The organism is Bradyrhizobium sediminis (assembly GCF_018736085.1).
GTDB lineage: Bacteria > Pseudomonadota > Alphaproteobacteria > Rhizobiales > Xanthobacteraceae > Bradyrhizobium > Bradyrhizobium sediminis.
In genome coordinates, this window is sequence record NZ_CP076134.1 from 3,930,287 (window position 1) to 3,945,244 (window position 14,958).

At 64.0% G+C, this 14,958-nt stretch carries 11 protein-coding genes; 5 read left to right on the forward strand and 6 right to left on the reverse strand.

What is annotated here, in order from left to right; translation table 11 throughout:
• The first annotated feature begins 64 nt into the window (after positions 1–64).
• The 3 genes from KMZ29_RS18915 to KMZ29_RS18925 all read left to right on the forward strand — a co-directional run bounded on the left by KMZ29_RS18915 (position 65) and on the right by KMZ29_RS18925 (position 2,969).
• Complete coding sequence (locus tag KMZ29_RS18915) at positions 65–844, forward strand: SDR family NAD(P)-dependent oxidoreductase (RefSeq protein WP_215620645.1); 780 nt, start codon at positions 65–67, stop codon at positions 842–844.
• 156 nt (positions 845–1,000) lie between these two features.
• Positions 1,001–2,275 (forward strand): acyl-CoA dehydrogenase family protein, encoded by a 1,275-nt coding sequence (locus KMZ29_RS18920; protein ID WP_215620646.1) that lies wholly within the window; start codon positions 1,001–1,003, stop codon positions 2,273–2,275.
• 76 nt (positions 2,276–2,351) lie between these two features.
• Positions 2,352–2,969 (forward strand): flavin reductase family protein, encoded by a 618-nt coding sequence (locus tag KMZ29_RS18925; RefSeq protein ID WP_215620647.1) that lies wholly within the window; start codon positions 2,352–2,354, stop codon positions 2,967–2,969.
• A 15-nt stretch (positions 2,970–2,984) separates the two neighbouring features.
• Here KMZ29_RS18925 and KMZ29_RS18930 read toward each other — a convergent pair whose 3' ends face one another.
• Positions 2,985–4,658 (reverse strand): flavin-containing monooxygenase, encoded by a 1,674-nt coding sequence (locus KMZ29_RS18930; protein WP_215620648.1) that lies wholly within the window; start codon positions 4,656–4,658, stop codon positions 2,985–2,987.
• Positions 4,659–4,978: 320 nt separating this feature from the next.
• On the opposite strand from KMZ29_RS18930, the gene KMZ29_RS18935 reads away from it, so the two are divergent.
• Positions 4,979–6,493 (forward strand): acetyl-CoA acetyltransferase, encoded by a 1,515-nt coding sequence (locus tag KMZ29_RS18935; RefSeq protein ID WP_215620649.1) that lies wholly within the window; start codon positions 4,979–4,981, stop codon positions 6,491–6,493.
• A gap of 15 nt (positions 6,494–6,508) precedes the next feature.
• On the opposite strand, the gene KMZ29_RS18940 is transcribed toward KMZ29_RS18935, so the two are convergent.
• The 5 genes from KMZ29_RS18940 to ltnD all read right to left on the reverse strand — a co-directional run bounded on the left by KMZ29_RS18940 (position 6,509) and on the right by ltnD (position 13,988).
• Positions 6,509–8,536: a methyl-accepting chemotaxis protein gene (locus KMZ29_RS18940; protein ID WP_215624334.1), complete on the reverse strand. Its 2,028-nt coding sequence runs from the start codon at positions 8,534–8,536 to the stop codon at positions 6,509–6,511.
• Between the two features lie 232 nt (positions 8,537–8,768).
• Positions 8,769–10,796, reverse strand: a complete 2,028-nt coding sequence (locus KMZ29_RS18945; RefSeq protein ID WP_215624335.1) for a methyl-accepting chemotaxis protein — start codon at positions 10,794–10,796, stop codon at positions 8,769–8,771.
• A gap of 199 nt (positions 10,797–10,995) precedes the next feature.
• The gene (gene otnK / locus KMZ29_RS18950) at positions 10,996–12,273 is read right to left on the reverse strand and encodes a 3-oxo-tetronate kinase (RefSeq protein WP_215620650.1); all 1,278 of its coding nucleotides are present in this window, start codon (positions 12,271–12,273) and stop codon (positions 10,996–10,998) included.
• Complete coding sequence (gene otnI / locus KMZ29_RS18955; protein ID WP_215620651.1) at positions 12,270–13,052, reverse strand: 2-oxo-tetronate isomerase; 783 nt, start codon at positions 13,050–13,052, stop codon at positions 12,270–12,272. Before otnI ends, otnK begins: the two co-directional genes overlap by 4 nt.
• Positions 13,053–13,073: 21 nt before the next feature.
• Positions 13,074–13,988 carry an L-threonate dehydrogenase gene (gene ltnD / locus KMZ29_RS18960; RefSeq protein ID WP_215620652.1) on the reverse strand — a complete coding sequence of 305 codons (915 nt, stop codon included), beginning with the start codon at positions 13,986–13,988 and terminating at the stop codon, positions 13,074–13,076.
• Between the two features lie 115 nt (positions 13,989–14,103).
• On the opposite strand from ltnD, the gene otnC reads away from it, so the two are divergent.
• The gene (gene otnC / locus KMZ29_RS18965; RefSeq protein WP_215620653.1) at positions 14,104–14,763 is read left to right on the forward strand and encodes a 3-oxo-tetronate 4-phosphate decarboxylase; all 660 of its coding nucleotides are present in this window, start codon (positions 14,104–14,106) and stop codon (positions 14,761–14,763) included.
• Positions 14,764–14,958: the final 195 nt, after the last annotated feature.

Genomic DNA, 14,958 nt, shown 5'->3' on the forward strand with positions numbered 1-14,958 from the left:
CCCGCCATCGGACGCACATCTAAAGTGCGCCAGACCAAATGAAAACACCCCAAAGGAAACTCTCATGAGCATTTTCGACCTCACCGGCCGCGTGGCTGTCATCACCGGCGGTAACGGCGGCATCGGTCTTGGCATCGCGCAGGCGCTGGCCGCCGCCGGCTGCAACGTCTCGATCTGGGGCCGCAACGCCGACAAGAACAAGGCCGCTGCGGCGACCATGGCGGGTGCGAAGGGCAAGATCGATACGCGTGTCTGCGATGTCAGCGACGCCGCTTCGGTCAAGGCTGCGATGGCCGCGACGCTGGACAGCTTCGGCCGGGTCGACGGCTGCTTCGCCAATGCCGGCATCGGCGGCGGCGGCAGGCGCGCCTTCATCGAGCGCACCGAGGAAGAATGGCGCACGATGTTCGCCACCAATCTCGACGGCGTATTCCACGTGTTTCAGGCCGCCGCCCGGCATATGACCGAGCGCGCCGCATCGGGCGATGCCTTCGGCCGGCTGGTCGCGACCTCGAGCCTCGCCTCGCTGTTCGGCACCGCGCGCAACGAGCACTACGCCGCGACCAAGGCCGGCATCAACGCGCTGTGCCGCGCGCTCGCGGTCGAGCTGGCGCGCCACGGCGTCACCGCCAACGCCATCCTGCCCGGCTGGATCAAGAGCGACATGACCGCCGGCATCATGGCCAACGACAAGTTCGTCGCCAATGTGATGCCGCGGATCCCGGTGCGGCGGTTCGGCGAGCCCTCGGATTTCGGCGGCATCGCCGTCTATCTCATGAGCAAGGCGTCGTCCTACCACACCGCCGACTGTTTCGTGATCGACGGCGGCTATACCGCGTTCTGATTTTCCGCGACGCGGACAAACCCGGCACCTGAAGAACTCGCCTGCCCCGTCTGCTTGTAAAGGCCGGGCGGGCGTCTAGACTATCGGCAAGAGCGCTTCAGACAGATCGCCCGGCAATGGGGCAGTAACGATCTGCACGAATGGGAGGATCACCAGATGAAACATGACTACGTGCCCCGAATGACGTCCTACACCCTCAATCCGGAGGACGAACTCAACGATCTCAGAATGTCGGATCGGGTCCGGCCGCTTTACGACCATGTGCGAAAGTTCATCCGGGAAACAGTCGAGCCGATGTCGGTCGAGTTCTACCGGCATGGCGAGAAGAAAACCGATCGCTGGAGCTTTACGCCCCAACAGCTCGAGGTGCTGGGAAAAGCCAAGGACAAGGCCAAGGAAGTCGGACTGTGGAACTTCTTTCTGCCCGATGCGGAGACCGGTGAAGGCCTGAAAAATCTCGACTACGCCTATATCGCCGCCGAACTCGGCAAAAGTCCGCTGGCCTCGGAGACCATGAACTGCTCGGCGCCGGACACCGGCAACATGGAAGTGCTGGAGCGTGTCGGCACCAAGGCGCAGAAGGAGAAGTGGCTGAAGCCGCTGTTGAACGGTGAAATCCGCTCCGCCTATGCGATGACCGAGCCGAATGTCGCGTCGTCCGACGCCAAGAACATCTCGACCACCGCAAAGCTCGTCGGCGACGAATGGGTGATCAACGGCGAGAAATATTACATCTCCGGCCTCGGCGACCCCCGCTGCAAGATCATGATTGTGATGGTGAAGACCAATCCGGATGCACCGCCGAGCAAGCAGCAATCGCAGATCCTGGTGCCGAAGGACACGCCCGGCGTCGAGATCATCGGGCCGATGCACGTGTTCGGCCACGACCATGCCCCGCGCGGTCATATGCATCTGCGCTTCAACAATGTCAGGGTGCCCAAGGACAACATGCTGCTCGGCGAAGGCCGCGGTTTCGAGATTTCGCAGGTCCGCCTCGGCCCCGGCCGCATCCATCACTGCATGCGGACGATCGGCAAGGCGGAAAAGGCGCTCGACCTGATGGTTTCACGCGGCCTGACGCGCGAAGCCTTCGGCAAGAAGATCGCGCATCTCGGCGGCAATCTGCAGATCATCGCGCAGGCGCGCTGCGAAATCGAGGCGATGCGTCTGATGGTGCTGAAGGCCGCCAAGGCCATGGACGTGCTCGGCAACAAGGACGCGCGCATCTGGGTCAGCATGGTCAAGGCCATGGTGCCGGAGCGCGCGGCAAAGATCATCGACCAGGCCATCCAGATGCACGGCGCCACCGGCATCTCGCAATGGACGCCGCTGGCCGAAATGTACACCGACGTGCGCCACCTCCGCTTCGCCGACGGTCCCGACGAAGTGCACTGGATGGTGGTCGGCCGCCACGAACTGAGCATGCCGTAGGCTCAACCTTCGCCCTCTCTCCGCTTGCGGGGAGAGGGCGGCCAAACGGCAAAATCCGTCAAACAGGAAATGCACGATGGAATACGCCCCAGAGGATCTGACGTCCCGTGAGCGCTACAAGGTGCTGACGGGGTTCGTCCTGCCGCGGCCGATCGCCTGGGTGACGACGATCGGACCGACCGGCGTGGTCAACGCTGCGCCGTTCAGCTTCTTCAACGTGTTCTGCGAGGATCCGCCGCTCTGCATGTTCGCCGCCAACCCGCGGCCCGATGGCCGCGTCAAGGACACGGTGGTCAACATCCAGCGCACCGGCGAGTTCGTGGTCAATCTCGCCGATGAGCCGCTGGCGCGCGCGATGCACGATTCCAGCGGCGACTTTCCACCTGAAGTCGGCGAGCCCGATTACCTCGGCCTGAAACTGGCGCCGTCGACAAAGGTCGCGGTGCCGCGACTGGCCGACGCGCCGTGGGCGATGGAGTGCAAGACCTGGAAGACGATCGATGTGAACGGCAACCGCCAGCTGATCATGGGTGAAGGCATCCATTTCCACATCCGCGACGAATTGTGGGATGCCGCTTCGATGCGGGTGAACATGGACCGCTATCACCCGGTCGGCCGCATGTTCGCCGACCGCTACTGCCGCACCGACGACCGAATCGTGTTCCCGCCGGCCGAAGGGACACCTGCAGCGTGAGGCGCAAACCGCACCCTACGATAGCGCCGCCGCTCTTTGCGGTTGCTCTGCCGCCGTCATCGTAAAGCCCTCGTATCCCTTGGCCGCGACGTCGTTGCAAATCTGCCGGTAAACCCCGACGCCGCCGATATAAGGCATGAAGACCTGCGGCTTGCCGGGGATGTTGGCGCCCATGTACCAGGAATTGGCCTGCGGATAGAGCGTGCCCTGAGCGACTTCGTTGACGTGCGCTACCCACTTGTCCTCGGCGGCCTTATTCGCTTCGATGATGTCGAGGCCGCGGTCGCGCATATGGGCGAGGCAGTCGGCGATCCAGTCGACATGCTGCTCGATCGAAACGATCATGTTGGAGAGCACCGACGGACTGCCGGGCCCGGTGATGATGAACAGATTGGGGAAGCCAGCGCTCATCAGGCCGAGATAGGTCTTGGGACCCTCGGCCCATTTCTGGTTCAGCGCCTGCCCGTTGCGTCCGCGGATGTCGATCTTTGCAACTGAACCCGTCATGGCGTCGAAGCCGGTTGCAAGGACCAGCGCGTCGACTTCGTAATCCTCATCCGCGGTCCGCACCGCGTTGGGCAGGATCTCCTGAATCGGATTCGACCTGATGTCGACCAGCGTCACGTTCGGACGATTGAAGGTCGCGTAGTAATCGGTGTCAACGCAGATGCGCTTCGACCCGATCGGATGGTTGTCGGGCTGCAGCAGCTTTGCGGTTCGTGGATCCTTGACGATCTCGGCGATCTTGTCGCGGACGAAATCGGCGGCGGTGTCGTTGGCGGCCTTGTCGAGCGCCAGATTGTTGTAGGCCATCATGAAGGTCAGGCCGCCGCGGCTCCAGCGCGTTTCGTATTTCGAGCGCCGCTCGCTATCGCCATCGTCGAGCGCGCCGCGATCGGGCATGTCGGTATAGATGCCGTTACGCGCCTCTTCCCGCGCAAAGCGCCTGATTTCCGGGTATTTTGCGCGAAACGCCTCGCGCTCCTCCGCCGTCAGCGCGGCGTTGCGGGCCGGTACGCTGAAGTTGGCCGTGCGCTGGAACACCGTGAGCTGGCTCGCCTGCTCGGCAATGATGGGAACCGACTGGATCGCCGACGATCCCGTACCGATGACGCCGACGCGCAGGCCGGCGAAATCTATCCGTTCATGCGGCCAGTTGCCGGTGTGATAGACTTTGCCTTTGAAATCCGACAGACCCTTGATATCGGGCACGCGCGCGTTCGACAGGCAGCCGGTGGCGAGCACGACGTGTTTCGCCGTCACCGTCTTGCCGTCGGAAGTCGTCACCGACCATGTGTTTGAGCTTTCGTCGAAGGCCGCCCGATCGACGCGGGTATTGAGCTGGATATCGCTGCGCAGTTTGAAGCGGTCGGCGACGTGGTTGGCGTATTTCAGGATTTCGGGCTGCGGCGCGCAGCGCTCGCTCCAGTTCCATTCCTGCTGCAGTTCGTCCGAGAACGAATAGGAATACTGCATGCTTTCGACATCGCAGCGCGCCCCGGGGTAACGGTTCCAGTACCAGGTGCCGCCGACGTCGCCGCCCTGCTCGTAGACCCGAGCCGACAATCCCTGCCCGCGCAGCTTATGCAGCATGTACATGCCGGCAAAACCCGCGCCGACCACGACGACGTCGTAAGCCTCGGTGCCTGCGGTCTGGCCTTTGCCTGAAATGGATTGCACGGCGGACATTGGTGCGAACTCCCTCGAGATTTTCTTTATGTTGGGATCAGCATTCTACCCGCGGCGCGAAAGCGCAAGAGCCAAAACCGCCGTTCCGGGCTGCATATTTTGCCTCACGGAATACGCAACAAACGGCTTTCGCCGCATCGGCTCTGCCCGGCGCCTCGACGCAAGACCAGGCCGACCCGCTTGGCTTCGATGCCCCCGATGCGCTAGCGTCGCCGGAACATGCACCCATCCAGACCTGGAATGAACAGCGTCGCTCAAGACGCGCCCAAGCCGCCCCCTCTGGATGAGCTCCGCGTTTTAGGAAGGTATCAAGAAGAACAATGGCAAACGCAGCGCAATCCGACGACCGCATCCCCGTCATTGTCGGCGTCGGCGAAATCACCGATCGACCGAAGGAAATCGCCGATGGCCTCGAGCCGCTCGCTTTGCTGGAACAAGCGCTGAAGCGCGCGGAAGCGGACTCAGGCGGCAAACTGCTCGGCGACATCGACTCGCTCGACGTCGTCAATTTCCTGAGCTGGCGCTACCGCGATCCGGAGAAACAGCTCGCCGGCCGTCTCGGCATCAAGCCGGCGCACCTCTATTACGGCCCGGTCGGCGGCGAAAGCCCGATCCGCTATCTGCACGAGGCCGCGCAACGCATCGCACGCGGCGAATGCAGCGTCGCCGCGGTCTGCGGTGCCGAAGCGCAGTCGACCGCAACCAAGGCGGAGCGCGCCAAGATCGAACTGCCGTGGACGCCCTTCGCCCATGACGTGGAAGAGCCGAAGCGCGGCGCCGCGTTCCAGAAACCAATGGCCGTGAAGCTCGGCGTGTTCAGGCCGATCACCGTCTATCCGCTCTACGAGACCGCGACCTCGGCGCATTGGGGCCAGACTCCGCGCGAAGCGATGGCGGAATCGGGCGCGCTCTGGTCGGTCTATTCAAAGGTGGCGGCGGAAAATCCCAATGCCTGGCTGAAGCGGCGTTTCAGCCCTGAGGAGATCACGACGCCGACGCCGGAGAACCGGCTGATCGCCTGGCCCTACAACAAGCTGATGGTGGCCAATCCGACCGTCAATATGGGCGGAGCGGTTCTCCTGACCAGCCTTGCCAAGGCGCGGGCCGCGGGCGTGGCTGAGGACCGCATCGTTCACGTCTGGGGCGGCGCATCGGCGGAGGAGCCGCGGGATTATCTCATCCGCGATCAGTTCTACGAGAGCCATCCGCAGAATGCCGTGCTCAAGGCGGTGATGGATCTGGTCGGCGGCAACGGCAGGACGTTCGACGCGATCGAACTCTACAGCTGCTTTCCCTGCGTGCCGAAAATGGCGCGGCGGACGTTGGGCCTGGGCCCCGACGTACAGCCGACGGTGACCGGCGGTCTCACCTTCTTCGGCGCGCCGCTCAACACCTACATGACGCATGCGGCCTGCGCGATGGTGCGCCGCTTGCGTAACGGCGCCAAACTCGGCCTGCTCTACGGCCAGGGCGGTTTTGTCACCAAGCATCACGGGCTGGTCCTGTCGCGGCAGGCGCTTGGGCACGCACTCGCGCAGGATACCAGCGTGCAGGCGGAAGCCGACCGGCATCGCGGCAAGGTGCCCCAATTCGTCACCGAGGCCAGCGGCAAGGGTAAGGTCGAAAGCTTTACCGTGCTCTATGGCCGCGGCGGCGAAGTCGAGCACGGCGTAGTGATGATGCGGACGGTCAATGATTGCCGCGCGCTGGCGCGGGTGCCCGCCAATGACGGCGCGACGCTGGCGCATCTAACCAACATGGACCGCACGCCGGTAGGCTCGCTTGGCGATATCGCCACGGCCGAAGACGGCGTGCTGGAGTGGCGGCACCCGTAACCGAGGCAAGCTCCGTCAGGCCGCCCGCACCGAGTCGAGGAATCTTCCGACCTCGAGCTTGAGGCGGTTGGAGTCGCCGGACAGCGACTGCGCCGCGGAAAGAACCTGCGAGGACGCCGATCCGGTCTCGCTGGCGCCGCGCTGCACGTCGGTGATGTTCGACGAGACCTGCTGGGTGCCGTGCGCCGCCTGCTGCACGTTGCGGGAAATCTCCTGCGTCGCCGCGCCCTGCTCTTCCACCGCCGCCGCGATGGTCGACGAGATCTCCGACAGTTTCTCGATGGTGCCGCTGATCTCCTTGATAGCGTTGACCGAGTCCTGGGTCGCGGCCTGAATGCCGGCGATCTGCTGGCCGATCTCGCCGGTCGCCTTCGCGGTCTGCTCGGCCAGCGCCTTGACCTCGGAAGCCACGACCGCGAAGCCTCGACCCGCTTCGCCGGCGCGTGCCGCCTCGATGGTGGCGTTGAGCGCCAGCAGGTTGGTCTGTCCGGCGATGGTGTTGATCAGTTCGACCACGTCGCCGATCCGCGCGGCCGCCTTCGACAATTCGCTGACCCGATCGGTCGTGGTGCGCGCCTGGCCGACCGCCTCGTTGGCCATCCGCGCCGATTCCTGGACCTGGCGGCTGATCTCGTTGACGGACGACGCCATTTCCTCAGTCGCGGAAGCCACCGACTGAACATTGGTGGAGGCTTCCTCGGAGGCAGCAGCGACCGCCGTGGTCAGTTCCTGCGCCCGTTCCGCGGTCGAGGTCAGCGTGCCGGCGGAAGCTTCGAGTTCGGTCGAAGCGGAAGACACGGTCTGGACGATCTCGCCGACCGCGCCTTCAAAGTCGTCGGCGAGCTTGATCATGTCGGCCTTGCGCTGTTGCGCTGCGATCTGGTCCTGCTCGATCTTGGCTTCCGCTTCGTCGCGGGCCTTCTGCTCGGCGTTCTCGCGGATGACGGTCACGGTCTTGGCGAGGTCGCCGATTTCGTCGCCGCGATTGGCGCCGGGAATCACCACATCAAGATTGCCGCCGGCCATCTCACCCAGCGCACCGTTCAGCCGCATCATCGGACGCGCAATGCCGAGGAAGGAGAAGATCACCGACGCGATCAGGGACAGGACAACGACGACGGTCATGATCAGGTTGATCCGGTTGGCCTGCACCGTCTCGGCAACGACCGCGTCCTTGGAAGCTTTCGCATCCCTTTGCGCGTTGGCGACCGTCGATTCCATCAACTCAACGGCGTCGGCGACAACCTTGACCGTGCGATTTGCAATGATATCGGCCTTCAATTCCTCGCTCTTGACGACCTCGTCATTGGCGGCCATGAAGCGCTTCACGATCTTGTCCATCGAGCTGATCACGCTCAGCAAGTCCCTGTCGTCGGCCTCGCCCCGCAGCTCGTTGAAATTGGCCTTGAGCGCGGCCTGGGTCTTCGCAATTGAGGCGCTCAAGCTTGAATCGCCGGTCGCCCCCAGCCGCCAGACCATGGCCTGCAGCGCGTTTACCTTGGCGTCGGCCTTATGCAGCAGCTTTTCGATCTCGGTGCGATTGTCCAGCTTGGCCAGCGCCGGCGAAGCCAGTTGGGCATCGATGGCCTTGGTCCATTCGACGGATATCTCCGAGCGCTTGTCAATCTGCGCGAGCAGCGTGGTTTGGGTTTTCGCCATATCTTCCATGGCGGACGCGAAACTGTCGATCAAGGACTTGATTTTCCCCAGTCGCTCCCTGGTTTCCAGCTCCTGAGCGCTCGTCAGCGCGGCATCCAGTTCCTGCGCTTCGGATGCCTTGAAGCGTTGCAGGTCGGCGACGATCTTTTCGACGTCGGCGGAGGTCCTTGCCAACCTGACATCGCGGGCGGTGAGTTGCATCTTCCGCAGGTCCAGATGCGCCCCGAGCGCGTTATCGGCCACCCGTTGCGACCGGTCGGCGCGTTCGGTTGATCCGGCTACCATCGATTCGGTCATCATCTGGTTGGCCGCCATACCGATCGCCAACAATACGCCGACGGCACCGGCCAGACCCAGCTTGTTTCCGATGCGATTGAGCTTGATCATCTCAAGGACCCCCTAGTTTGCCGAAATCCGGAATTGGCGATGGCAAACGGAAACCAGCGACCAACGCATGCAGGTAGCAACGATACCGTGCCTTAACCTAGGGCTGGTTAATTCCGGGTTTCGTGGGACCACGGAGCCATGCACCGAATGGCCGGGCGACATTTGCCCGACATAAAAAAGCCCGGTCCCTTCACGGGCCGGGCTCTTTGATTGCCGTCGGCGGTTGTTGTCAGGCCGCCCGCACCGAATTGAGGAACTTGCCAACCTCGAGCTTGAGGCGGTTGGAGTCGCCGGACAGCGACTGCGCCGCGGAAAGAACCTGCGAGGACGCCGATCCGGTCTCGCTGGCGCCGCGCTGCACGTCGGTGATGTTCGACGAGACCTGCTGGGTGCCGTGCGCCGCCTGCTGCACGTTGCGGGAAATCTCCTGCGTCGCCGCGCCCTGCTCTTCCACCGCCGCCGCGATGGTCGACGATATCTCCGACAGCTTCTCGATGGTGCTGCTGATTTCCTGGATGGCGCCGACCGACTCCTGGGTCGCGGCCTGAATGCCGGCGATCTGCTGGCCGATTTCGCCAGTCGCCTTCGCAGTCTGCTCGGCCAGTGCCTTCACCTCGGAAGCCACGACCGCGAAGCCGCGGCCGGCTTCGCCGGCACGCGCCGCCTCGATGGTGGCGTTGAGCGCCAGCAGGTTGGTCTGTTCCGCGATGGTATTGATCAGTTCGACCACGTCGCCGATCCGGGCCGCGGCCTTCGACAACGCGCTGACGCGGTCGTTGGTCCTGCGCGTCTGGTCGACGGCCTCATTGGCCATCCGCGCCGATTCCTGGACCTGGCGGCTGATCTCGTTGACGGACGACGCCATTTCCTCCGTCGCGGAAGCCACCGACTGCACATTGGTGGAGGCTTCCTCGGAGGCAGCCGCGACCGCCGTAGTCAGCTCCTGCGCCCGTTCCGCGGTCGAGGTCAGCGTGCCGGCGGAGGCTTCGAGTTCGGATGAGGCCGACGACACGGTCTCGACGATCTCGCCGACCGCGCCTTCGAATTCATCGGCGAGCTTGATCATGTCGGCCTTGCGCTGTTGCGCTGCGATCTGATCCTGCGCGATCTTGGCTTCCGCCTCGTCGCGGGCTTTCTGCTCGGCGTTCTCGCGGATGACGGTCACGGTCTTGGCGAGGTCGCCGATTTCGTCGCCGCGGTTGGCGCCGGGAATCATCACATCAAGATTGCCGCCGGCCATCTCACCCAGCGCACCGTTCAGCCGCATCATCGGACGCGCAATGCCGAGGAAGGAGAAGATCACCGACGCGATCAGCGAAATCACCACCACGATCGCCATCGCCATGCTGATCCGGTTGGCCTGCGCAGTCGCTGCCAGGACTTCCTCCTTTGAGGCATTCATATCCTTCTGCGCGCTCGCAACGGCAGCTTCCATCAATTCGCCGGCCTCGTTGACGACCTTGATCGTCCGATTGGTCGTGATCTCGGCCTTCGATTCCTCGGACTTGACGACATCGCCATTGGCGACAAGAAATTTCTTGATCACGGATTCCAGCGAGCTGATCCTGCCGTGGAATTCCTTGTCATCGGTCTGCTTGCGCGCGGCTTTCAAGGCATCCTTGACCGACCCTTCGGCAATCGCGATCGTCCCCAGCTGTTCGACGTCACCAGTGCCCCCGAACCGCCATGCCGCCGCCCGCATCGTATTCACGCTGCCATCCGCCTGATACAGCAGCTTTTCTATTTCCGGACGGTTCGGCAAGTCAGCCAGCGCCGGTGATGCCAATTCGGATTCGATCGCCTTGGTCCACTCATTGGAGATCACCGACCGCTTGCCGATCTGCGCGAGCAGATCGCCTTGGGCTTTCGCAAGCTCCTCGGTGCCGGAGGCGTAGTCGGTCATCAGCGACTTGATGTTCTGTAACCGCTGCCTGGTCTCGGGCCTTTGCGCGCTCGCCAATGCGGCTTCGATCTCCTTCATTTCGACCGCGCCAAACTGGCGCATCTCGGCGACGCCCCTGTCCACTTCGGACTGGGTGCTTGCCAACCTGATGCCGCGGGCGGCGAGTTGCACCTGCCGCATGTTGAGGTGCGCCGCGAGGGTGCTTTCGGCCACGCGTTGGGATCGATCAGCGCGATCGCTCGCTCCGGCCACCGTGGACTCCGTCACCATCTGATTGGCGACCATGCCGATCGCCAGCAAGACGCCGATAGCGCCGGCGAGACCGAGCTTGTTGCCGATGCGATTGAGCTTGATCATTTCATCCAACCTTCTTTTTCTTCTTGGAATCGGGATTTGCCCTGGCGAATCAAATCCCGCGCGCGGCCGGCGCTGTGACGCGAATACCGCTCAAGGTTGTTAGGTCCGGTTAATTTAAATTTCCGTGAAACTAGGGACCATCCGATCGAGCCTCGCCTGATCGGGGCGAACCGCGCGCGGAGCTTCATGTCAGCGCCTAACGCATCAGCTTGAGCGCGTCGGAGAAAAATTCCGTACCGCCGAAATTGCCCGATTTGAGCGCAAGCAGCATGTCGCCGCCCACGGCGCCTACAGCGCGCAAAACCGGCACTCCTGCAGCGATTTCCTCGCCAACCAGGAAGCCGGGAATCCGCAAGCGATCGACCACGGCGCCTGAAGTTTCGCCACCGGCAACGACCAGTCGCCGCACGCCGGACTGGACCAGTCCTTCCGCAAGGTCGGCCATGGCCTGCTCGATGGCATGTCCAGTTGCATCGCGGCCATGACGAGACTGCAGAGCCGCAACCTGATCCGGCGTCGAGCTGCTGGCGATCAGGACCGGGCCGCGAGCGAGACGCTCGCCGGCCCAGGCCAGCGCGCGCCGGACTTCATCCTTGCCCGCGACCACCTGACCGGGATCGAGGCGCAGCACCGGCATGATAGCTTCGGCGCTTGCGATCTGCTGCAGGGTCGCCTGCGAACAACTGCCGGCAAGGCACGCCGCCGGTCCGCCGACCGGTGCACCGGCAACCGCATTCGGCGCGTTCGACTTGACGCGGCCCGAGGCGACCAGCGCGCGGGCGAGGCCGAGCCCGATGCCGGACGCGCCGACGGAGAGCCGGTGGTCCAGCGCCACCGCGCCGATGGTTTCGAGGTCGCGGTCGAATACGGCATCGACGATGACAGCCCCGAGGCCCTTGCCGGCAAGATCGGCCAGCCGCGCCCGGACCGCATCGGGACCACGCGTCAGCACCGCCAATTCGACCAGGCCGATCCTGGTCCTGCTCTGCCGCGCCAGCACCCGCACCAGGTTGGAATCATGCATCGGGTTGAGCGGATGGTCCTTGAGCGGGCTTTCGTTCAGCGGCACGGAGCCCACGAACAGATTGCCCTGATAGACGGTGCGGCCGGTCTCGGGAAACGCCGGCGTCACCAGCACGATCGCGTCGCCGGAATCGGCACGCAGCGCGTCCATGACCGGGCCGATGTTGCCGGCGTCGGTGGAATCGAAGGTCGAGCAGATCTTGAACAGCACATGACCAGCGCCCCGGTCGCGCAGCCATTTTTCGGCGGCGCGCGAGCGCGACACCGCAAGCCCGGCCTCGATCGAGCGGCTCTTCAGCGACACCACCACCGCGTCGACCTCGGGCAATGCCAGATCGTCGGACGGGACGCCGATGGTCTGCACCGTACGCAGGCCGCAGCGGGTCAGCGTGTTGGCGAGATCGGAAGCGCCGGTGTAGTCGTCGGCAATGCAGCCCAGCGCCAGGGTCACGGCTTTGCTCCGGCGTAAAGCCTGAACCAGCCGAGGCCATCCGTCGTCTTGGCCCGCGGGTTGTATTCGCAACCGACAAAACCGCCATAACCGAGCCGGTCGAGCTCGGCGAACAGGAACGGATAGTTCAACTCCTCGCCATCGGGTTCGTTGCGCGACGGGATGCTGGCGATCTGGACATGGCCGATGATCGGCATCATCTCGCGCAGCCGCATGGTGACGTCGCCATGGATGATCTGGCAGTGATAGATATCGAACTGCAGTTTCAGATTGGGAATCTTCAGCTCGTTGATCAGGTCGCGCGCGAACGAGAAATCGTTGAGGAAATAGCCGGGCACGTTGCGCGAATTGATCGGCTCGATCACCACATCGAGGCCATGCGGCGCGAAGAACTCCGCGGTCCAGGCCACGGATTTGTAGAACGCCTCCACCGCCTTGGCATTGCTGCGGCTGGCAATGCCCGCCATCAGATGCAGCCGCTTGACACCGGTCGCCTGGGCGTAGGGCAGCGCGGCGCGCAGGCTCTGCTGCAGATCGTCGAACCGATCCGGCAGCGCCGCAAAACCTTTTTCGCCGGCGTCCCAGTTGCCCGGCGGCAGATTGAACAGCGCCTGGGTCAGGCCATTGGCACGCAGCCGCTTGCCGACCTCTTCGGCCGGATGGTCATAGGGGAACAGGAATTCGACGGCGGTAAATCCCGCTTTCGCCGCCGCCTCGAAGCGGTCGAGGAACGGGACTTCGTTGAACATCATCGAGAGATTGGCGGCGAAGCGGGGCATCGACTGTCCTCTTGTTGAATTCTACTTCGGCTCGCCCGGCAAATGCGTGCCGGTAACGCGGGCATACATCCGCGCCACCGAAGCGTCGTCGTCGCGGCCCATGCCGGAAGCCGATGTCATCAGGAACATCTGCAGCGCGGCGGCCGATACCGGCACCGGAAATTTCGCCGTGCGCGCCATGTCCTGGATGATGCCGAGGTCCTTGACGAAGATGTCGACCGCACTGCGCGGGGTGTAATCGCCGTCGAGCACATGCGGCATGCGGTTCTCGAACATCCAGGAATTTCCGGCCGACGCCGTGATCACTTCATAGACCTTGCGGATATCGAGGCCCTGCTTGGCCGCGAATGCGATCGCCTCCGAGGCGGCGGCGATATGCACGCCGGCCAAGAGCTGGTTGATCATCTTGAACGCGGCGCCCTGGCCGGCGGCATCGCCGAGTTCGTAGAGCTTGGCCGCCATCGCATCGAGCGCCGGCCTTGCTTTGGCGAAGGCGGCGGGACTGCCCGATGCCAGAATCGTGAGTTCGCCCTGCGCCGCGCGCTGCGCGCCGCCCGAGATCGGTGCGTCGAGATAGTGCCGGCCGCTGGCTTCCAACAGCTTGGCCAGCCGCCGCGCGACATCCGGGTCCATGGTGGCGGAGGAGATGAACACGCCACCTTTGGCCAGCGTCTCGGCGACGCCGTCCTTGCCGAACAGGATGGCCTCGGTCTGGGCGGCGTTGACGACGACGCTGACGGCGATGTCGGCGGATTTGGCGGCCTCGGCTGGCGTCTTCGCGCCCTTGCCGCCGTCGGCGACGAACCGCGCCACGCTGTCCGGCGAGACGTCGCAGCCGGTCACATCCAAACCCGCGCGCCGCAGCGAGGTCGCCATGCCAAACCCCATCGAGCCGAGCCCGATGACGGCGATACGCGGTTTTGCGGTTTCAGGCATGCGGCAGTCCCCTCGGCTTCCTCTTTGGCCGGCATCGTTGGCCGGCTTGGCCTCTGCGTATCACGGCTTGGCCGCGCTGCCAAAGCATGAGACAAGGCGGCAAAGAGGTGCTGCCATGACCGAAACCAGGGTTCGCGAGGAAATCTGCCGCCTTGGGCGCTCGCTGTTCGAGCGCGGGCTGACGCCGGGCTCCTCTGGCAATATCAGCGTGCGGCTTGACGACGGCGGCTGGCTGGTGACGCCGACCAATGCCTCGCTCGGCTCCCTGGACCCGGCGCGGCTGTCGCGGCTCGATGCCGACGGCCGGCTCGCCTCCGGCGATGCGCCGACCAAGGAAGTGCCGCTGCATACCGCGCTGTACCAGACCCGCCGCACCGCGCGCGCGGTGGTGCACCTGCATTCGACCCATTCGGTGGCGCTGTCGATGCTGCCGGAGATCGACCCCCGCGCCGCGCTGCCGCCGATGACGGCCTATTACCTGATGAAGTGCGGCTTAACCGCCCTCGTGCCGTATTATCGGCCGGGCGATCCGGCGGTGGCCGACGCGATCAAGGGGCTCGCCGGAAAGTATTCGTCGGTGCTCTTGGCCAATCACGGCCCGGTGGTCGCGGGCGAAACGCTGGAAGCCGCGGTCTATGCGATGGAAGAACTGGAAGAAACCGCAAAGCTCTATCTGCTGCTGCGCGGGCTGAACCCGCGTTTCCTGACGCCGGCGCAGATCGCCGATCTGTCAAAGACCTTCGGGCTGACGCTACCGGAGCACGGGCACGAGTAACTCTCCTTGTCATGGCCGGGCTTGTCCCGGCCATCCACGTCTATGTTGCGCACAACGAAAGAACGTAAGACGTGGATGCCCGGCACAAGGCCGGGCATGACGCGGAAAACCCACCGTGACAGCGAAAAGGATGGCGGAAATACGCTACGTTATTCCGCCTACGGACTGCCGGATATTCACGACCACACCTGGCCG

Coding starts and splice junctions, on each gene's coding strand:
- KMZ29_RS18930 (WP_215620648.1), bottom strand. CDS start 4,658: ATGTCCGCCGTGCAATCCATTTCAGGCAAAGGCCAGACCGCAGGCACC.
- KMZ29_RS18925 (WP_215620647.1), top strand. CDS start 2,352: ATGGAATACGCCCCAGAGGATCTGACGTCCCGTGAGCGCTACAAGGTG.
- KMZ29_RS18935 (WP_215620649.1), top strand. CDS start 4,979: ATGGCAAACGCAGCGCAATCCGACGACCGCATCCCCGTCATTGTCGGC.
- KMZ29_RS18920 (WP_215620646.1), top strand. CDS start 1,001: ATGAAACATGACTACGTGCCCCGAATGACGTCCTACACCCTCAATCCG.
- ltnD (WP_215620652.1), bottom strand. CDS start 13,988: ATGCCTGAAACCGCAAAACCGCGTATCGCCGTCATCGGGCTCGGCTCG.
- otnI (WP_215620651.1), bottom strand. CDS start 13,052: ATGCCCCGCTTCGCCGCCAATCTCTCGATGATGTTCAACGAAGTCCCG.
- otnC (WP_215620653.1), top strand. CDS start 14,104: ATGACCGAAACCAGGGTTCGCGAGGAAATCTGCCGCCTTGGGCGCTCG.
- KMZ29_RS18915 (WP_215620645.1), top strand. CDS start 65: ATGAGCATTTTCGACCTCACCGGCCGCGTGGCTGTCATCACCGGCGGT.